The organism is Cerasicoccus arenae, assembly GCF_014651635.1.
Lineage (GTDB): Bacteria > Verrucomicrobiota > Verrucomicrobiia > Opitutales > Cerasicoccaceae > Cerasicoccus > Cerasicoccus arenae.
Map to the genome: position 1 here is coordinate 37,555 of NZ_BMXG01000027.1, position 18,373 is coordinate 55,927.

General features: G+C 53.6%; 17 protein-coding genes. 7 read left to right on the plus strand and 10 right to left on the minus strand.

Features of this window, described 5'->3' with window-relative positions; all coding sequences use genetic code 11:
* Window positions 1-10: 10 nt before the first annotated feature.
* Together IE065_RS16350 and IE065_RS16355 are read right to left on the minus strand one after the other, a co-directional pair.
* Window positions 11-3,529 (minus strand): helicase-related protein, encoded by a 3,519-nt coding sequence (locus IE065_RS16350; RefSeq protein ID WP_189517068.1) that lies wholly within the window; start codon window positions 3,527-3,529, stop codon window positions 11-13.
* Window positions 3,526-4,152, minus strand: a complete 627-nt coding sequence (locus IE065_RS16355) for a helix-turn-helix domain-containing protein (RefSeq protein ID WP_189517070.1) — start codon at window positions 4,150-4,152, stop codon at window positions 3,526-3,528. Before IE065_RS16355 ends, IE065_RS16350 begins: the two co-directional genes overlap by 4 nt.
* A 250-nt stretch (window positions 4,153-4,402) precedes the next feature.
* On the opposite strand from IE065_RS16355, the gene IE065_RS16360 reads away from it, so the two are divergent.
* Window positions 4,403-4,645, plus strand: coding sequence for a helix-turn-helix domain-containing protein (locus tag IE065_RS16360; RefSeq protein ID WP_189517072.1), 243 nt, complete (start codon window positions 4,403-4,405; stop codon window positions 4,643-4,645).
* A gap of 680 nt (window positions 4,646-5,325) precedes the next feature.
* Here IE065_RS16360 and IE065_RS16365 read toward each other — a convergent pair.
* The 3 genes from IE065_RS16365 to IE065_RS16375 form a co-directional block, all read right to left on the minus strand.
* Complete coding sequence (locus tag IE065_RS16365; protein WP_189517074.1) at window positions 5,326-5,751, minus strand: DUF6082 family protein; 426 nt, start codon at window positions 5,749-5,751, stop codon at window positions 5,326-5,328.
* Window positions 5,752-5,821: 70 nt separating this feature from the next.
* A complete protein-coding gene (locus IE065_RS16370) occupies window positions 5,822-6,037 on the minus strand; it encodes a hypothetical protein (protein ID WP_189517075.1) in 216 nt (71 codons plus the stop codon).
* Entirely contained in the window at window positions 6,034-6,888 is an 855-nt protein-coding gene (locus tag IE065_RS16375) for a PEP-CTERM sorting domain-containing protein (RefSeq protein ID WP_189517077.1), read from the minus strand. The genes IE065_RS16370 and IE065_RS16375 overlap by 4 nt, the downstream gene beginning before the upstream one ends.
* A gap of 81 nt (window positions 6,889-6,969) precedes the next feature.
* Here IE065_RS16375 and IE065_RS16380 point away from each other — a divergent pair, with 81 nt between their 5' ends.
* Together IE065_RS16380 and IE065_RS16385 are read left to right on the plus strand one after the other, a co-directional pair.
* Entirely contained in the window at window positions 6,970-7,518 is a 549-nt protein-coding gene (locus IE065_RS16380; protein WP_189517079.1) for a tyrosine-type recombinase/integrase, read from the plus strand.
* A 142-nt stretch (window positions 7,519-7,660) separates the two neighbouring features.
* Complete coding sequence (locus IE065_RS16385) at window positions 7,661-7,816, plus strand: hypothetical protein (protein ID WP_189517081.1); 156 nt, start codon at window positions 7,661-7,663, stop codon at window positions 7,814-7,816.
* A gap of 303 nt (window positions 7,817-8,119) precedes the next feature.
* Here the strand turns inward: IE065_RS16385 and IE065_RS16390 are convergent, their stop codons facing one another.
* The 3 genes from IE065_RS16390 to IE065_RS16400 form a co-directional block, all read right to left on the minus strand.
* Complete coding sequence (locus tag IE065_RS16390; RefSeq protein ID WP_200163237.1) at window positions 8,120-8,368, minus strand: hypothetical protein; 249 nt, start codon at window positions 8,366-8,368, stop codon at window positions 8,120-8,122.
* A 157-nt stretch (window positions 8,369-8,525) separates the two neighbouring features.
* The gene (locus tag IE065_RS16395; protein ID WP_189517083.1) at window positions 8,526-9,380 is read right to left on the minus strand and encodes an ArdC family protein; all 855 of its coding nucleotides are present in this window, start codon (window positions 9,378-9,380) and stop codon (window positions 8,526-8,528) included.
* A 597-nt stretch (window positions 9,381-9,977) separates the two neighbouring features.
* Window positions 9,978-11,093, minus strand: a complete 1,116-nt coding sequence (locus tag IE065_RS16400; protein ID WP_189517085.1) for a site-specific integrase — start codon at window positions 11,091-11,093, stop codon at window positions 9,978-9,980.
* 200 nt (window positions 11,094-11,293) lie between these two features.
* On the opposite strand from IE065_RS16400, the gene IE065_RS16405 reads away from it, so the two are divergent.
* The 3 genes from IE065_RS16405 to IE065_RS18150 all read left to right on the plus strand — a co-directional run bounded on the left by IE065_RS16405 (window position 11,294) and on the right by IE065_RS18150 (window position 16,049).
* A complete protein-coding gene (locus IE065_RS16405) occupies window positions 11,294-11,818 on the plus strand; it encodes a magnesium chelatase subunit ChlI family protein (protein ID WP_229792146.1) in 525 nt (174 codons plus the stop codon).
* A 136-nt stretch (window positions 11,819-11,954) separates the two neighbouring features.
* Entirely contained in the window at window positions 11,955-13,787 is a 1,833-nt protein-coding gene (locus IE065_RS16410; RefSeq protein ID WP_189517089.1) for an ABC transporter substrate-binding protein, read from the plus strand.
* 6 nt (window positions 13,788-13,793) lie between these two features.
* Complete coding sequence (locus IE065_RS18150) at window positions 13,794-16,049, plus strand: ABC transporter permease subunit (RefSeq protein WP_200163238.1); 2,256 nt, start codon at window positions 13,794-13,796, stop codon at window positions 16,047-16,049.
* An 83-nt stretch (window positions 16,050-16,132) separates the two neighbouring features.
* On the opposite strand, the gene rdgB is transcribed toward IE065_RS18150, so the two are convergent.
* Complete coding sequence (gene rdgB, locus IE065_RS16425; protein ID WP_189517092.1) at window positions 16,133-16,756, minus strand: RdgB/HAM1 family non-canonical purine NTP pyrophosphatase; 624 nt, start codon at window positions 16,754-16,756, stop codon at window positions 16,133-16,135.
* Entirely contained in the window at window positions 16,753-17,883 is a 1,131-nt protein-coding gene (ribD, locus tag IE065_RS16430; RefSeq protein ID WP_189517094.1) for a bifunctional diaminohydroxyphosphoribosylaminopyrimidine deaminase/5-amino-6-(5-phosphoribosylamino)uracil reductase RibD, read from the minus strand. The genes rdgB and ribD overlap by 4 nt, the downstream gene beginning before the upstream one ends.
* 146 nt (window positions 17,884-18,029) lie before the next feature.
* Here ribD and IE065_RS16435 point away from each other — a divergent pair.
* Window positions 18,030-18,373, plus strand: a 344-nt coding sequence (locus tag IE065_RS16435) for a hypothetical protein (RefSeq protein ID WP_189517096.1), incomplete at its 3' end; no start/stop codon positions are given.

Here is an 18,373-nt window from a genome sequence, read left to right on the forward strand (position 1 = left end):
TTCGGCGAAGCTAAGTCGTCCGTTTCGGTTCAAAAGCAACGGGTGGCTGGGCAATTTCGAGAAATTTAGAAATGTCAATATTCTGACTTGTGACGCCAAAGCCCAGCTCGCGGTCAAACGGGCTCTGCACGTAGTGAGGCCCATCGATTTGATCGCCATCCACCAGCACAATCGCCAGATAGTAACGCGCTGGTTGATTCAGGGAGGCGAGGATTTCGTTTTTAGTCACCGTGATGACGTCCGCGCCTTTCATGCGTGCCTTGACTTCGATAAAACGGACCTCCCCGTTGACGGCGCGTGATTGCACATCCCAGCCAAGATTCTCAGCAGAAACGTCGTGTGGCTCATAGCCCAGCTTACGCTCCATTTCCATAACCGCATCCATGCCGATCATTTCAATCCGCTTGCGCGCCTCTGCGTCGGCCGAAAATGTGCCCACACGCTTTCCCTGCCGGCGGTCCAGCCAACCTTGAGAGATTACCAGGGCGCCACCAACCACGACGGGGGTGGTTGAAAATACCGCACGCTGCTGCCGCAGCTCTTTGGTGCGATGCTCCAGACGCTCCGTCAGTTCTTCCGCACGGCGACGCGCATTCTCTGGCTGCATGCGCGGCTGCTTGCCGGCTTCCTCTTCAGCCTTTAGTTTTGCATAACGGTGGCTCCAGTAGTTGATCTCCTTCGTAAGTCTCTCATGCACTGCATTCAAGGTGGCGTCGACGTAGTTTTCGCGCCGCTTACGCGCCTCATCGAAGTGCCCGGGTGCTTGTTGCTTCGCAGAATAGGCAATGGCCTTCTTCTCAATTTCTTGGCCAAAGTTGGAGCCTTCCAAGAAGGATTCGATCTGCGCCAATTCATGCGCTTCGGGGATATCAAAGTCCAGATAAGGCGCTGGCCCTTCTTGGTGCACATTGCCTGCCTCATCAAATGAAAGAAACTGCAGTTGGCGTGAAATGGTTCGCTGCTGCCCGAAACGGTCCAGGCCGCCATCACGTATCGAATGATCTAAAATGCACAACAAGCGAGGCGTTTCGCTGCTTTGATTACAGTCAATCAGGATGGAACCTTGCTTGAGCAGTGAGCGACTGCGCTCCAATATCAAATCGATCACTGCATCCATCAGGGGGTGCCCGGGACAAAGGAGGGAAGCCATTGGTTTACCGGCGATACGGATGCGCTCTTTTTCAAAACAGAGTCGCTCGTATTTTTTCAATACCGGCATGCCGGCTCCGATCACCCGATCTCGCTGACGCACTGCAGCTGGCACATGGGTGATCTCATAGCGGCCGGTTTCACGCTTTTTCAGCTGGCCGCCCAGTTTTGCAAAGGCTGCCTCAAAGAAGGAATAAATAAAGTATGGCTGTAGTCGTAGCGCTTCTGCTCGCTCCATCTGCTCTTTGATTTCAAACACGCGACCTGCCGTCATGTGTTCTGACGCCAAAGCGTTCTGCTCGGCCAATAGTCGAATGCGTTCTGGGTCAAAGGCGCTATCGATCTGCTGATGCAGTCTTGCGCGGACTTCAGGGCGATCACCATACTGGATGGCCTCCATGAGCAATTCACGCAGGGATTTGTTGTCAATCACCTGCCCAAGGATGTCGAATACCTTGCCTTCCAGGCGATCCGACTCCGCTTCCAGCTTCACTAGGAGTTGTGCATACACATCACCTTCTCGGGTTTCATGGGCGACCAAATTCCATAGGTGACAGACCTCCGTTTGACCAATGCGGTGAATGCGGCCGAAACGTTGCTCCAAGCGATTCGGATTCCAGGGCAAATCGTAGTTAATCATCAGGTTGGCCCGCTGCAAGTTTACGCCTTCACCTGCGGCATCCGTAGCGAGCAACACGCTTACGGCTTTGTTTTGCGTAAACTGCTCCTGCACCTTGCGGCGCTCTTCACGCCTCACTCCACCATGAATCGTAACCACCACCTCCGGATCCCCCAGGAGCGCCGTAATCCGGTCGAAGAGATAGTTGAGTGTGTCACGGTGCTCGGTGAAAATGATGATCTTGCGCCGTGTTTTGCCATCAGCCTCATACATCTCTGGATTGTCCAGCAGCAACTCCCGCAGTTCTACCCATTTATGATCTTCATTCGACGCACGCACCTCCTTGGCTTGTGCCACCAAGTCACGCAGGCTAATAATCTCCGCTTCGAGTTCTTGAATGGTTTGGGCTGCTGTGGCTCGATCAGCAATTTCGTCTTCCAGGCGCTCCACTTCCTCATCGGAATGATCATCGTAGAAATCATCGATATCGTCATCGGAGAGGTTATCAAAATTTCCTAGCTCTGACAGTCCTCGGCGATTGAGTTTGGCTTCTTCCAGCATTCGGTCGAGACGGTGCAGGCGGCGCTTGAGCGATTGGTAGATCGCCTCAGGCGAGGACGCCAAGCGTCGTTGCAAGATGGTCAAGGCAAAGCCAACGGTGCCACGGCGGTTATTGCTCAGCTTGGCTGCCCGGTTCATTTCATTGACCACATAATTGGTCACTTTGCGGTAGAGTTCTCCCTCTAGTTCAGACAGCTTGAAAGGGCAGGAATGCGCGCGGCGTTCAGGAAAAAGCGGTGTGCCGTCAAACTTTAGCAGCTCCTCTTTGACCATTCGTCGCATCAAGTCCATCGGGTCCACCTGGTGAACGCCGTCTCGAAAGCGTCCGTAAAAGCGGTCGGAATCGATCAAGGCCATGAAGGCTTGGAAATCCTCTTCTTTGCCGTTGTGAGGCGTCGCAGTCATCAGTAGAAAGTGCCGGGTAAGCTGCCCAAGCTTTTCGCCCAATTGATACCGCTTGGTCTTATTCAGCTTGTTGCCAAAATAGTTGGCCGACATTTTGTGAGCCTCATCGACAACGATTAAGTCCCAGTCCGTGTTTTCGAGCTTTGATTGTAGTTCCTCATTGCGTGCCAGCTGGTCGATACGCGCGATGAGCAGATCCTTTTCCTCAAATGGATTACCCGATCGGGTAGTCTCTACCATTTCGCGACTAAATATATCAAACTGAAGCCCAAATTTTAAATCGAGTTCGTCCTGCCATTGATCAACTAACACGCCAGGCGCTACAATCAAGCAGCGCTTTAGGTCGCCACGAACAATGAGTTCCTTGATGAGCAAACCTGCCATGATCGTTTTCCCCGCGCCTGGGTCATCCGCCAATAGGAAACGAAGTGGTTGGCGAGGAAGCATCGTCTCGTAGACAGCCGTTATTTGGTGAGGTAGGGGATCCACGGCCGAAGTATGAACTGCCATCAGCGGATCAAAGAGATGTGCCAGATGGATACGATAGGCCTCTGCCGCCAGTTTAAACGTCTCGGCATTGCCATCGAAATTCCAAGGTAAGCCTTGTTCCACCCTTTCAATCGTCGACTCGTCAGTTCGAAAAACCATCCGCTCGGCTGGAGGTCCACCATCTACTTTGTAGTAAACAGTGATCGCATCATCGCCAACCGTATCGACCGCCAGTATCGTTGCGGATTCTCCAGAGGGAGCAATGCCCTTTAATACAGAGCCTTTAGTGATCTCTTCGAGTGTCATGTCAGGAGTATGTGAAGTTCATTCGGTGTAGCTATCTCGACTTTTTGGACTTCGCATTCACTGACTGCATCATCCACATAGGGAACAACCACTAACGCGTGGTCACAGTTCAACTGTTTGCGCAAAACCCCCGCAATCCGCAGGGTCTTATCAAAATTTCGCTGCGTATTAAATTTACACTCCAGTGCAATCCGCCGGCCTTGATGTTCCACTAGAAAATCCGTCACATAAATCCCTTCGCAGTATTCCTCTTGGTAGGCGATACCTGCTTTATCCAGCTCCCGGGCAATCGCCCGTCGAAAGCCGATTGATTGCGCTTTCACTTCCAGATAGCGCTCATCGGCTTCTAAGAGAGCTTTGATATCATCAGGGCTTTGCGGTGAATCGTCCTCTTGCAGCACCTCCGCACCAGCAAAAGCCGTGACCAACTCGCGTTCTTCCGCCTTCGTTTCACACAGCACCTTACACATACGCGAAAACGTTGCCTGCCGCGGTCGCGTCACGCCATTGACGATCTTGCTCACCGACGTCGCGCTGACGCCAATTTGCTCTCCCAATTCAAATGCCTTCATCTGCCGTTTGGTCAGCAGCTTGCGAATAATATCTCCTAGTGGGACGGGCATCGCTGAGTAGGATTCCGTATTTTTTGATGGCTGGAAAGGATAATCCCTAGTTTTTTCGGATTCTTTGGATTCATATGCTTGATGTTGTCCAATAAAGTTAAATAAAGTTCGGTATTCAAGGGGAAAGTTGCGTAATAATTAAAGTAAGTTCTTGCGACGATGCGAAGCCACTTGTTTGTTCACGTCATCGAATGCGGCGAATCCTGCCGCGGAATACTTACCAACCACATTAATTAACATCCTACCAACCATGTCATCCGATTCCGCCCGAGCCCTCACTCCCAAAGAAGTATCCGCCCAGCTTGGACTCTGCACGCGCACCGCGCTGAACTACATCCGCAGCGAGCGCATCAAGCCAGTTTACCGATTAAACAAGCGCGTCATCCGCGTCCCCCAACACGCAGTCGACGACTACCTCGCCCAGGGAAAAGTAGTGCCTGAAACGACCTCCACGGCCGCCCACAATCCCGGCCAACGCCGCATCGCGGTTTAACTTACGCCTTTAACTTTAACTTATGGGCAAGGGAAAACGCCCCAGAAGGGCGGAGCCTTGCCCAAATCCAAGAACCACCAACTCAAAACACCCAATCACCAACTCTCCGTACCTTTGTGCCTCCGTGAGAGAACCCAACCCAATAACACACCATGGCAATCATCCAACAACCTGAATCAAACGGCTTCGACCTCGGAGCCCTCGCCCCGGCAGGCACCTATGTCGCCACCTGCCTCGAGGTCCAAGACTAATTCGGCGTCCAGCGCCCGAAGTTCGCAAACCCGCAGGAGCAGGAAAAACGAAACTGTAGGCCCCAAGGAGTGAGCGTAGCGAACGGGGGGCCGTGGCAAGGCGCAACGCGCCGCGCAGGGCGACAGCCCGAAGTCGATGCGAGCTAAACGAGAATAAACGCCACCACACTGAGCCATGCCCAAGGCCGAGACCCGGGTGGTTGGGGCAAACCCAATTCTTGGCGTTCCTGAAAAGATGCGGGAGCGCAGCGACGGACCACAGCGGCAAGCGAAGCGGCAACGCCGACCGACCCTGCGGGCTCACAACAGGACACTATGTGGAGTATGCGCCGATCGACGGAACACTTGCACGGAGGGGGAATAGCGCATGCGACAGCAAATTGCACATAGTGTCCTGTTGTGCGGTGGAACGAACCTGGCTACAGAGAGTTAGTCCGATTTATCAATCATCTCGGTCATAAACTTCTGAAACTCCTCATCGTAATACGGTGAGAGCTGGTTCCAGAGCTTACGTACATTGGGCGACTGGCTGGACTCTTGAATATCCCGTCTTAACCCCTCCCAGCTCGAGCGTGGCAGAAAACGGTTACGCCATCCGAGATAGACCATCGTCATTTGATTGAGCCACATTTGGAGATAGCGGCGCTCTTTGGTCGAATCCACCTCTTCACGGCCTTCCAGAACCGCCATCAAGTCTGGGTCATCCAGCGCGAGCTGGATCAGCTCACGGTTGGTTTTGTAGATTTCAAGAACCGCTTGAAAGCGCATTTGGCGCACGCCACGGCGCAATTCCCACACCAGAACAAAGAAACCGGCAAGCGCTGCGATTCCCTCCAGCGAAACATCCAATGTCATAAAAATCCTCCCATGGCAGATATAGCGCCATTGGGAGGACTTGTAAACGGGTGCAGACGATGATGTGCGACTAGAGGTGGCCCGTCAGCTTGTCGAAAACCTCTCTCGGAATGGCCACGAAGTCCTCGTGGGCCGAAGCTGTGAGGCTAGCCTTCTCATCCTCTGTCAACCGCACGCCTTGAATCAGCACGCGGTTGTCGTCCGTGAACAGAAAGGCGGGACAACCGCCATTCATGCAAAAGCCCGTTTGTCGGCCTTGTTCGCCAATGATGTGTTGGATTTTCATGAGTGCTTCGCGTTGAGCTTTCGTTGGAGTGTGAGAAATAGGACAGCCCCACCCAAAAGCAGTGCATAGGTGGACGGCTCCGGCACGACGTGAAATGATGTCGCCACCAATTCGACAGACGAAAATGTCGTATCCGCGTCTTTGGTCTTCAACCAGAGCTGAATCTGGTCAACGTCCCCCAAAACGAAATCAGGATTCACCGCCAAAATGTCATCGAATGTCCACACGATAGAGGTCGCCGAGTAGTCGTTGGAAAAGTTCCAGACATTTGCGTTCTTTGATCCGCTTTCTGAGTTACTTCTAAGGCGCAATTGAATTCCCATTGAACGCTCCGCTTCGCCGGAAAAAGCCAGATGGCTAACATCGAGCACAAAGGCTCCTTCATTCACCGCGATTCCGCTCAAATCCAAATCCAGATTCTGAAAGCTACTGGTGTTGCCATACTGAATGCCTGCCAGCCCTTCGAAGTCGCTTTCTACGATCGGGGCCGGATCAACCGTATAGGACAGATAAAGTCCCGGATTGGTGCCATAGCCTCGAACCGATGCTTCGGAGGTGATTTCAGTCAAGTAAGCCTTGCCCGCACTGGTGCTATAGGAACTGGCAGTCAAATCTCGCTTTCCTCCAAGGGCAATAGGCTCGGAGACGGTTTTTTGGCGATCTCCGTCTGTGGAATCAGGTGTAATGATATACCAAGCATAAGGGCCGCCATTCAACAAATCAGCTTCGGAGGCAGCTCCTCCCACTAAGTAATTGTCGATTTGAATGATGCCAAAGGCTGTTGATGTAAGTGTGGCTGTTAGGGCAATGGCCGACAATTGGCCTGCCCGTCGCATGCGTGAGAATTGCATATGATTGTATGTGATTGTAAGTTAGCGATTTAAGGAAATGAAACAGAACTACCAGTTCTGTTTCAGGCAGGAGATGCGCCTATGCACCTACCCATTCAATTGCGCGACCGTCAGGGGCGTCGAAAATACCTGACACCAGATGAACGCAGAATATTCTTCAACCACACCAAAACGCTCTCAACGCGGAATCGTCTATTCTGCCAAACCCTTTACTATACAGGTTGTCGGCTCTCAGAGGCGCTGGCTCTTGGCGAATTCTCAGCTGATGTTGAGGGAAAGGTTATCACCTTTAAAACCCTGAAACGACACGGCCACGAGCATCAACGATCCGTGCCTGTTCCCAACGAACACGTCAAAGAAGTCCGCTCACTTGGAAAGTGCCCTTTTCCATATTCGCGGACTACCGCATGGCGTATCATTAAGAAAGCCATGGCCGGAGCTGGCATCAATGGTCCCCAGGCAACTCCCAGAGGATTGCGGCATGGATTTGCCATCAAATGTGCCACTGAAAACGCTGTTATCAGCAAAATTCAAGTGTGGATGGGCCATGCAAGCCCGATGACAACCATGATCTATCTGGATGCAGTGGGGGCTGAGGAACGTGATTTTATCCGCCGAACATGGGATTAAATTCCAAAGAAATTCCAGAAATTCATTGATTTTATCTAATGATTATGGCAATCATACTTGAAACAAAACTGGTAGTTTTGTTTCAACTGTGCGACAATACTATTCTGAAAGGAGGTCGCTTTTGTCTGAAGAAATGGGGCTAATGCCCACATTGGAGGAATTTCTCGCCGAAATCAGACTCTGGACAACAAACCCCCGCATCGCGGCCGCCCTGGAGGCCGTGAAAAAGAGTGGGGAGAAGCGAATTTACGTGGAGATTGATGGCGCAAAAGTCTACAGCATTATCAAACCCAAGTAAGATTCGGGTAGCCAGTCTGCAAAGAGAATGCCGGTTCTGCTGCATGAGCGCGGTTACGCGACGGCCTCAGAATTAGCCCTATTGGGTATTCTGGATGCTACCACGTTGGCGGAGTGGATTGAGCGATTCAGACGCGAGGCATTAAGCAACACTTCGGCGCAGTGGTAGATCGAACACCGACATGATGCCTCACAAACTACATTCCATGTAGCACTGGACAAGCTCGCGCCCAGACGTATCGCCTAGTCGCCGACTTTGTCGGCATACTTTAAATCGGGGATCGCTCGCCCTGCGTAAGCTGTATTACGTGCGCTCTTTGGCCGGGAAGGCAACGAGTTGTCCGTCAAATGCGCGAATCGGCAACGCATCGAGCTTAATGTTAATCCCGTTGCCATTGAAATGCTTCCAGGCGACGCCCAGTTGGATCAATCTCTTTTTATCGGGGCCCAAGACTTCACTCTGATAGATGACAAAGTCGGGCCTCCGGCCCTCTTCCGCTTCCATGGGGGAATTTTCCACTGCTTTGGCGGCGGTTTTCTTTTTGGTCGGCATAACGTAACCCTTTCTACGGTCTGATTGATTGGTCTTAATCCATTCATAGCGCAGGCAGAAGATCATTTCAATGGGGACATACCATGGGATGTTTGGACCTGACGCGTTGCGACGAATGGGATGGCCCGACCGGCTCAGGCGGTCGGGCCTCGCGAGATCAGGCCTCCTGATCTGAACGCCCTAGGATCATGCCGGCGGCCCGGCTGGCCTGTGCAGCGGCAATCACGACTAGGCGGGCGTCTTTTTTGATGGTCCGAATCCACCCATCGAGGTAGGCGGCTTGGTTCTCAATCACGCTGTTATCGATTCCACATTCGGCGCACAAGAAGGCGGAGGTCATTTCCGCAACTAATTCTTCACGTCCGTAGGCTTCGGAGCCAAAGCCCCCCCCGGTCATATTCCGATCGAGTCTTTTGGGGTGTCCGGTGGCATGGCCGAGCTCGTGAAACAAGGTGGAATAGTATTCATCCGGACTTTCAAACTGATTGCGGGAAGGCATGATGATCGTGTCATTGCCTGGATTCCAGGCTGCCTTCTTAAATCCATGGTCAATTTTCGGAGCATCCAACCAGCCCGCCAGGATCGTTTCAGCAGCTTCAATGGGTGAAAAGGTGATCGCCTCCCGCTCTTCGAGCGTGGGGAATTCGACATCTTCAATCTGCCGCGCATTGAAAACGGTGTAGCATTTCAGGAAACGAATCTTTTTGCCATCTTCCTCAGAATCCGTGGCCTCTTCCACCAGCTTCTGCCCCCAGTAAACCACGGGAAGTCCTTTCTCACCTTTGCGAACAGCGCCGCCTAAGTCTTTGGCCTGCTTGAAGGTCAGAAAGTAAGGACTTTCAAAGGCCATGGCGTTAAGCAGGAAAAGATTGATTCCCCGGTAGACATTACCTCCCACAAAGTTTTGCGGTAAGCTGTTGCCGTGACTCCATGGCCTTTTCCAAGGACAAACGCCCTCTTCTAATAGTTTTAGGATACGCTCGGTAATTTTCTCATATGGTGTCTGTTTCATGGCCTCTCGCTTGGTTGTTGGGTTCTTGGGTCGCATCCCCCTCAGTTGAGGAGGGTTCGCCGCTGCGAACCTTGCCCTTCGGCGAGAACGGGGAGACAAGATGCAAGGGAGGGGGATCACCCGGCTTGCACAAGTGGGAGTGAAACGGGAGCGCGGAAAGTCGGGGACACCCTTGCATCGCGTCAGGGGCAGCGTCCCTTAGTCAATTCCTTCAAAAAATGGGTGTCCGGTTGATTCTTAGCGAACAAGGCAGAGGACCATGTTCAGCGGCATGAATTAGCTTTTCGGAGGCCCATAGGGCATCTAAAGCCCGCCGGAAAACGGTTTTTTAGGGGCTTTCGGAAAAATCAGAACGACTTCCCGTATTTTGAAGTAGAATGAGCGGATCTAAAGGGAGCCTACCGATGTATACAGAAGACGGTCGCCGAATAGAATTGGTGGATAGTCACACCCTGTGTGCTTTTCTTGGTATTCGGAAACCACAAACGCTCCTGAAGATGGCGGATCGTGGTGAAATATCTCCGCCAATCTATTTGAATGTGTCTCAACAGGGAAAACGGGGCCGGAATATAGTTCGTTGGAACCTGCCCCAAATTGTTAGGCAGCTTGGCCTCTAGAGGGCTGGTTTTTGATCCGGTTGACTAGCATTTGCTTCTTCAATTTTGCAACGATCTGTCTGCGCTTTTCAGTTTCAAGGATCTCATGTTCAAATTTGTCTGGTGTTAGACCGTAAAATGCTCCGACCTCACCCCTAGCGGTAATCAGCGAAGCATAATGACGCATTTGCACGTCCTTTTTATTGCCCATCTGCATTTCGATTTCCGCCCATCCCTTACCATCCTTGATCATCATAGAGATTAAGGTGTGTCGGGCAACGTCTGCGTCTAACTTACCCTTCGGTAAAACATTCTGCCGTACCCAGGTGTATTTATACCGCCAATTGGGGGTCATGAACGAGGGATGATCGCGGTAGCATTCCAGCCACTGTTTCAAGGTCGGATTTACTTCGATTACCCGGTTTTGTCGCGTTTTACTGACTGCTTTCGGCACGCTGATGTAGCTGAGGTCCTCGGAAATGAGTTTCCAGCCCCATTGCGGGTTGCTCCAGAAGCGAATGCTCTCTTTGGGACGCATCCCCGTAAAGAGCAGCCACAAAAACATACGCTGGGCGTTGTGTCGCTGGGCCTCTCTTAGGAGGCATTTGCACTCCGCTGCGGTGAATATGGTAATATTGGTGCACTCATCGGCCTCGTCATCTTGGAAGAAAATGTCATGTCCTTCAAAAGGACTTTTGCGGAGAATTGGCGACGGGTTGGGCGTATTCTTACTCAGACCGCTTAAATAGCCAAAGAAGTGTTTCACCATATGATGCACTCGTTCATAGGAACGAGGGCCATTCGAATTACCCTCAACCCAGGATTTTAATTGTGGATAGCGCATAAGCGTCACGTTGGCATGGGCAAAATCCTTGGCGAACTTACCCAGTATTTTCTCAATTTCTTGAATGGTGTCTGGTCGCCGTCCCTGAGCATACTTGATTGCTAGAAATGCTTCGAAGTATTCCCCAATCGGCTTAACCTTGGCTTCGTCGGTATAGTGCTCGCAGAACCATTGGATAGCTTTCAGTAAAGAGCAATTACGTGCATCGCCGTTTTCCGAATTCCGTAATTCGTAGAGTGCACGCTCCGCATCCGAATACTCCTGTTGGCTCATTCCGGTGGCAAATTCTCTAATTATCCGGATTCGATCTTGATTCGCAGCTCGTTCACTTGAATGTTTTTTTCGGTAGCGACCATTAGGCAGCATGCAAGAGATCAGCCAGTAATTGGTCCCATTTGCATACTTCCCGGTTGTGATTTTTGGATTTGGTGTTTTCACGGTGTCCCTTTTTTGTCCCTCAATCTTGTAATACGTTGATAAGACAAATAAATTCCGGCAACCCCTGCCCATGTGGATATTTAGGCGACAACCGTCACGAATGTCGCTGCAATCCGACGACGATTCAGCGCTACCGAAGCCGGATTTCCGGACCATTGCTCGATCGCATTGACCTGCATATTGAAGCACCCGCGTTGACCTTTGATGAACTGCGATCTGCGCAAAAAGGTGAGAGCTCGGAAACAATTCGTGGCCGTGTGATGGAGGCCCGCGGTTTGCAAAGCCAGCGTTTTGGTGGCGATAAGAACAGCGCGCGCCTAACGGCTTGCAATGCCCGCATGACTCATCGACAAATCCGTCAGTATTGCACGATCAACCGCGAACAGGGTGACTTGCTCCAGCAGGCAATGGAAGAGTTAAAGCTCTCCGCCCGCGCCTACGACCGTATCCTCAAGGTCTCCCGGACGATTGCGGACATTGCTGGCGTAGAGTCCATCGCTACCCCCCACTTGCTGGAAGCAATTCAATATCGCAGCCTAGACAGGCGGCTGTTCTATTAGTGACGCCATCAAGTACTGGTGAGCCTAGCTACCGCGTTACGGGACCATAATCACGGCGATCGCTTTTCTCCCCCCCCTTGTTTATCGATGTGATTTCGTTGACTTGCATTTCTGCGGATGGGTCGTTTGTTTGTGCGTGTTGAACAAGTTACGAGTCATTAGCGGTTTAATCGCAGTCCTAGCCCTGCTGGGTGGCTGCGACACGAGGCCCCCCCCGATTATTCGGGGTGAATATCCAGTGCCCGAAGACGCCATGGTCACCGAGCCCCCCCCCGGGGAGTACGGCGGGCTGTTCATTGTCTCGGAAACGACTCAGCCGACGACGTTCAACTACTATGTGCCGAATGACCTGACGACAGCGGTTGTGCTGGGGCGAATGTTTGCTGGGCTAACTGACTTCGATCCCATGAAGGGCGAGATGGTGCCCGCCCTCGCCAAGAGCTGGGAGATCGGGGAGGACCAGAAGTCATATACCTTCCACTTGCGCGAAGGGATCAAATGGTCCGATGGCGCACCGTTTTCCGCCGACGATGTGGTCTTCACCTTCAATTTGATCGTGGCTGAGCGGGAGGACCCGGAGACGGGCGAAATGGTCCCCATTTACCCAACAAGGCAATACGAGGATTTCAAATACGAGAACGGTACGTTGTCCTGCGAAAAGATAGATGACTACACGGTGATTTTCCGCACGCCGGATATTTACGCGCCGTTCATGTTCGACATCATGGGGCTGCCGATCATGCCGAAGCACAAGCTGGCGGCGTCAAACGATGATGAGACCTTCATGAAAATGTGGTCCACGCAGACTGGCATTGAGAACCCTTCGGAAATTGTTGGCACCGGCCCGTTTGTGTTGGAGAGCTATCGGCCGGGTGAGCGCTTGATCCTTAAGCCGAATCCCCATTACTGGAAGGTGGATTCCAAAGGACAGCGTCTGCCCTATGTTGACCGCTTAATCATGAAGTTTGTGGGAGATTCGAATACTTCGATTATCTCATTTGCGACCGGTCAGACGAGCATTGCGGGCGTCGGTCCGTCGGATGTTTCCTGGGTCCAGCGCAATGAGAAAGAATTCGATTTCACGCTTTATGAGCGTGGGCCGTCGACGTCGGTGTCGATGATCTGGTTTAACCTGAACCCCGGGAAAAACGAGGAGGGCATCCCTTACGTGGAGCCTTACAAAATGGCTTGGTTTCAGAACAAACTTTTCCGCCAGGCGATGTTTTATGCTTTCGACCGCGAGGCGGTGATTGATGCCGTGTTCTTTGGGCGCGGCAAACCGCTGGACTCCATGGTCGCCGAGGCGCAGGGTGACTGGTTTAACCCCAACGTGCGGAAATACCGCTACAATCCCGCTAAAGCGCGGGAGCTGTTGGCCGAGGCGGGCTTCACTTGGAATCCAGCGGGGAAATTGATCGGTCCCCAGGGCAATACGGTAGAATTCAACTTACTCATTCCCGCGGGCGGAAGCTCTTGGGAGTCCATGGTAGTCACCTACAAGGAAAACCTGTCCGATATCGGCGTGACAATGAACATCACCCCGGTGGATTTTGCCACGTTGATCCGTCGTATTGACTACACTATGGACTACGAAGCGGGCGTCATCGGTTGGGGCTCCAGTTCCGCGGCCTATGATCCTTCGGGCAGCAAGGCGCTCTACATGAGCTCGGGCATCTACCACCTATGGCATCCCAAACAGGAAACACCGGCTACGCCGTGGGAGGCAAAAATCGACAAGCTTTTCACTGAGCAGGAAGGCACGCTCGACCTGAAGCGCCGACAGGAACTGATGCACGAAGTGCAGGCCATTCTGGCGGAGGAGTCGCCGCTAATCCTGCTCGCGTCCGTGCAGGGCTACGTCGGCGTTCAGAATCACTGGCGAAATTTCACCATTCCGCCTGCCGGCAGCACGACTTGGAACATTGAAGAAATCTGGACCGACCGTCCGCTGGATGATCCGGACAACTAATACCTCATGCTTAGCTATATTGCCAGACGACTCCTGACGCTGATCCCGCTCATCCTCGCGGTCACGCTGTTGGCGTCGATCCTGATGTATATTTCGCCTGGCGACATCCTGACGAAATTGCGCTCCCAGCCCGATGTGCCCGAGCAGGTGATCGTCCGGCTGGAGAAACAATACGATCTGGTGGATGCCGAAGGCGAGCCGACCCGCTGGTATATCCGCTACGGTTCGTGGTTGGGCAATGTCATGCAGGGCAGCTTGGGCGAATCGATTACCTACCGGATTCCAGTGCTGAGCTTGATCATGCAGCGCCTTCCAGCCACGTTGATTCTGTCGCTGACATCGATTCTTTTTGCCTGGATCGTAGCGATTCCGTTGGGGGTATTGGCGGCGATTTACAAGGACTCGATCTGGGATCGCATCTCGGCATTTTTGGCCTACGCCGCGTTGTCGATACCTGAGTTTTTCCTGGCGATTTTGGCCGTGTATTTTGCGGCGGTTACGGGCTGGTTTCCCGTTGGCGGGCGCAGTGCGATCGGCAGTGAATTTTATCCCGAAGGCTTGAAAATAGCGGATTACGCCTACCACCTGATTCTGCCGACGCTGGTGCTCGGCCTTGGCAGCGTGGCCAGCATGATGCGCATCATGCGCGCGAACTTCATCGACTACATGCGGCAGGAGTTTGCGATCACTGCGCGCGCGAAGGGGCTCAGCGAGAAAGTCGTGATGTTCAAGCACGTCCTGCGCAACGCGATCAACCCGCTCATTACTTCATTGGGCTTTGCATTTTCGAGTCTGTTGTCGGGCGCATTGCTGGTGGAAAATGTGATGAACTACCCTGGGCTCGGACAGTTGATTTACCAGTCGCTGTTGGAAGAGGATGAATACGTGGTCATGGCGGCGCTGACTATCAGTGTGGTGATGCTCGTCTTTGGCAACTTGCTTGCAGACCTGTTTCTGGCCTGGTCGGACCCACGCGTCCGGTTGAGCGAAGACGGCGCGCGCAGCAAATCGATCAGCCCGCTGAAGATTGTAATGATCTCTGGCGTGGTGATTGGCTTGGTGCTGGTGGAGATCGGGATTGAGGCTTTTATACCGGGAACTATTCCGTATTTGCTGACCGGGATCAAATGGGGGGCAATCGTCATTGGCAGCGTCATCGTGCTCTGTTGTCTGGCCATGGTCACGTATGTCACGGTCATATTATTTAAGCGGCTCGGCGGCGCGCTGCTGAGGCGTCCTCTTGGGCTGGCATCGGCGGTTGTCCTAGCGGCACTTTACTTTGGAGCGGCCTTCGCGGGATTCCTCGCGCCGTATTCGGTTAACAAGAACAACCTGTCGCAGTCCTTCCATCCGCCCACGGCGATTTTTTGGGAAGATGGGCTGCGCGTGCAGGCTTACGAAAACGTTGACCGCGCAATTAGTCGCTACGCACCCATTGAGGGTGAAAGCTACCCGCTGGAGTTCTTTGTAAAGACAGATTCCCCAGCTAATCTTTTCGGTTTTATCCCAGTGAGCCACAAGCTATTCGGGGTTAAGTCGGACAACCCCAATGCCCGCGTCTATCTGCTCGGCAGTGATTCAATGGGCCGAGACGTTTTTTCGCGCCTGCTTTATGGCTCACAAATTTCGCTGACGATTGGCCTGATTGGCATTTCGATCACCCTCACGCTGGGCTTTATTGTCGGGGGGCTGTCGGGCTATTTTGGTGGGGCGGTGGACTTTATTGGGATGCGTATCGTTGAGTTCCTGCTTTCGATTCCTTCCTTGTATCTTTTGTTGGCCTTGCGATCAGCGTTGTTCAAACCGGGGTTCAGCTCGTCAGAGGTGTATCTGGGCATTATAGTGATTTTATCGATCATTGGCTGGGCGGGTGCGGCGCGTATTATCCGTGGGATGACGCTCTCGATCAGCAGCCGACAGTATGTCATGGCGGCGGAGAGCATGGGGCAACCCGCGTGGAAAATCCTCTACAAGCACATCCTGCCCAATCTTGCCAGTTACCTGCTCGTCGCGGCGACCTTATCCATCCCAGGTTACATTTTGGGCGAGGCCGCGTTGTCCTTTCTTGGATTGGGCATTCTGGAGCCTTCCGCTTCCTGGGGCCTGATGCTCAAGCAGTCCCAAAGCGATATGAAGGTGTTTTTCCTGAACTTCTGGTGGCTGCTTTCACCGGGCGTCGCGATTTTCTTGACGGTGATCTCGTATAACGTCTTGGGCGACGTGCTCCGCGACATCGTCGATCCCAAAATGAAAACCCAATAACCCGCGCTCCGCTAGACGGATAGATTTTCGCAGTGCGAAAATGAAGTGGGAGAATGAAAATCGCAGCGTTCGCGACTGTTGCTTTAGCCGCGTGGAGTGAGCGCTCGCTCGCGCAGCCAGGTCGCCAGTAATTGGCAGGCATGAGCGCGGTGGCTGATACGGTCTTTGACGACTGCGCCAAGCTGGGCGAAAGATTCTTCGTAGCCATCCGGCGCAAAAAGCGGGTCGTAGCCGAAGCCAGCATCACCGATTGGCTGCTCCAGAATTTGTCCCGGACAATGGCCGGTAAAGGTTTGGTCGAAGCCCGTGCCAAGCAGAACAAGACAGCACGCAAAGCGCGCGCCGCGCTCGTGGGGTGCACGGCCTTGCAGTGCGTCGAGCAGCTTGGCCATGTTGTCCGCGTCGGTTGCGTCGGGCCCGGCGTAGCGGGCGGAGTAAATGCCAGGAGCGCCGTCAAGCGCGTCTACCTCCAGCCCGCTGTCGTCAGCGAGCACCCAGTCACCTGGAGTTGCTTTGAGGCGCAGTGCTTCAGCTTTGAGCCGGGCGTTGGCGGCGAATGTTTGGCCCGTTTCATCAACTTCGGGCATGCCGCCGACTGCCTTTGCCGAGACGACTTCGATGGATAATCCGGCGCGTTGGAGAGCGGCGGCAATTTCCCCGGTTTTGTGCGCGTTACCCGTGGCGACGACGATGCGGGGCGTGCTCATGCTTCGGGGTAGTTTAAGTAACCGCGGGTCAGGACATCCTGCCCGAAGAGCGCGTGTTGCGGGTCTTCAAGCGTGATGGCTTCCGCCATTTCGCTGGTGTTGAGGCCTCGGAAAGCGGGCAGGGCATCATCGTCGGCCAGAAGCTTGGGAGCGCGGTAGGAGAGCAAATAGTCCAGCAGGCACTCGGAAAGCATGTCACTGAGCAGACCACAACCACCCTCGATGAGAACGCCAGTTAGCGCCTGATTGATGCATTTTTTCTGGAATACTTTATAGAAAATGTTGGGCGGATCGGTCGGAAGTTCCCAGATGGTGACACCGTGATCCTTGATCCGGTGCAGACGAGATTGGTTGGATTCAGTCTCAGTAACGAGAATGGTCCGGTGGCGCCAATTATCGTTGAAAACTTGCCGGTCCAAGTGATCTGCGAGGAGCAGGCGTCGGTCAAAGACAAAGCGGGTAGGGCAGTAGATCTCTGCATCTGGCAGACGAGCGGTCAAGGCGGGGTCGTCGGCAATCACCGTGCCAGCACCTACGGCAATAGCGGGGAAAAGACGACGCCAGCGCATGACGTCAGCCCGAGCCTCCTCTCCCGTCACCCAACGGGAATGGCCGGCGCGGGTGGCGATTTTGCCGTCGAGTGTCATGGCGACTTTCGCCGCGAGGAAGGGGGCTTGGTTGACGATCCAGTGGTTGAAAATCAGGTTGATATCGGCGCATTGCTCGGCGAGCACGCCGTGGACGACCTCTAGACCAGCTTCGCGAAGTAGGGCGACGCCTCGTCCAGCATGGGCCGGGTTGGGATCAATTGCGCCAATGACCACTCGCCGAAAACCACGTTCAATAATGGCGTCAGTGCAAGGGCCTGTGCGCCCTTGGGTGCAGCAGGGCTCAAGCGTAACGTAGATTGTGGCATCATAGCGGGGACGATGGCCTTGAGCTTTGATCGCCGCGACCTCAGCGTGGGGGCCTCCGGCGCGCTGGTGCCAGCCTTCGGCGACTACACGCCCTTGCTCCACAATGATCGCACCGACCATCGGGTTGGGGTGTGTGTCGCCCCAAGCGCGTGTAGCGACCGCCATGGCGTGGCGCATGAAGTGTTCGTCAGTATCGGAGTCGAGGGGCATGAAGTTATGAAAAAGACACGTTGCGCCGCGAGATTCAATCACTAAGACTGGCTCGGATGATACACTGCCGCCTGCTACGCGTGATTCTGCTGTGCCTTGTTATTTCCGTAGGGTATACAGCCCATGCTGCTGACCTCTTCCGGGGCATGACAGAGCAAGAAATGATTGAAGCTCTAGGCACCCCGGTGTCGGAAGTAGGCCGTCAGAGCAAAAAAATACTCATTTACACCGGTGGGTCCGCCGAACTCCGCACAGGCCGCCTCTATAGCGTGGATGGCCTCACAATGGCCTACATGGCCCCGGATGGCCAATCGCAGTTCACCTTTTCAATGTCTTCGGGCTGGAGCCTCAATGGAGAGCCCATCGACAGCAAATTCCGCTTTACTCCCCCCGTTGAGAACCTCCCCCCCCCCCCCGACACTGGCGTTAAATTTTATCGCCCAGGTGAGGAAGCCGATAAGGAGCCGCCGCAGGGCGTGAACTTTGCCCC

What these genes read in the sequence shown, in the direction of transcription:
- IE065_RS16365 (WP_189517074.1), bottom strand. Translation starts at nt 5,751, where the DNA reads ATGACATTGGATGTTTCGCTGGAGGGAATCGCAGCGCTTGCCGGTTTC.
- IE065_RS16385 (WP_189517081.1), top strand. Translation starts at nt 7,661, where the DNA reads ATGCCCACATTGGAGGAATTTCTCGCCGAAATCAGACTCTGGACAACA.
- IE065_RS16350 (WP_189517068.1), bottom strand. Translation starts at nt 3,529, where the DNA reads ATGACACTCGAAGAGATCACTAAAGGCTCTGTATTAAAGGGCATTGCT.
- IE065_RS16395 (WP_189517083.1), bottom strand. Translation starts at nt 9,380, where the DNA reads ATGAAACAGACACCATATGAGAAAATTACCGAGCGTATCCTAAAACTA.
- IE065_RS16380 (WP_189517079.1), top strand. Translation starts at nt 6,970, where the DNA reads ATGCACCTACCCATTCAATTGCGCGACCGTCAGGGGCGTCGAAAATAC.
- IE065_RS16375 (WP_189517077.1), bottom strand. Translation starts at nt 6,888, where the DNA reads ATGCAATTCTCACGCATGCGACGGGCAGGCCAATTGTCGGCCATTGCC.
- ribD (WP_189517094.1), bottom strand. Translation starts at nt 17,883, where the DNA reads ATGCCCCTCGACTCCGATACTGACGAACACTTCATGCGCCACGCCATG.
- IE065_RS16360 (WP_189517072.1), top strand. Translation starts at nt 4,403, where the DNA reads ATGTCATCCGATTCCGCCCGAGCCCTCACTCCCAAAGAAGTATCCGCC.
- IE065_RS16400 (WP_189517085.1), bottom strand. Translation starts at nt 11,093, where the DNA reads ATGAGCCAACAGGAGTATTCGGATGCGGAGCGTGCACTCTACGAATTA.
- IE065_RS16390 (WP_200163237.1), bottom strand. Translation starts at nt 8,368, where the DNA reads ATGCCGACCAAAAAGAAAACCGCCGCCAAAGCAGTGGAAAATTCCCCC.
- IE065_RS16355 (WP_189517070.1), bottom strand. Translation starts at nt 4,152, where the DNA reads ATGCCCGTCCCACTAGGAGATATTATTCGCAAGCTGCTGACCAAACGG.
- rdgB (WP_189517092.1), bottom strand. Translation starts at nt 16,756, where the DNA reads ATGAGCACGCCCCGCATCGTCGTCGCCACGGGTAACGCGCACAAAACC.
- IE065_RS16370 (WP_189517075.1), bottom strand. Translation starts at nt 6,037, where the DNA reads ATGAAAATCCAACACATCATTGGCGAACAAGGCCGACAAACGGGCTTT.
- IE065_RS18150 (WP_200163238.1), top strand. Translation starts at nt 13,794, where the DNA reads ATGCTTAGCTATATTGCCAGACGACTCCTGACGCTGATCCCGCTCATC.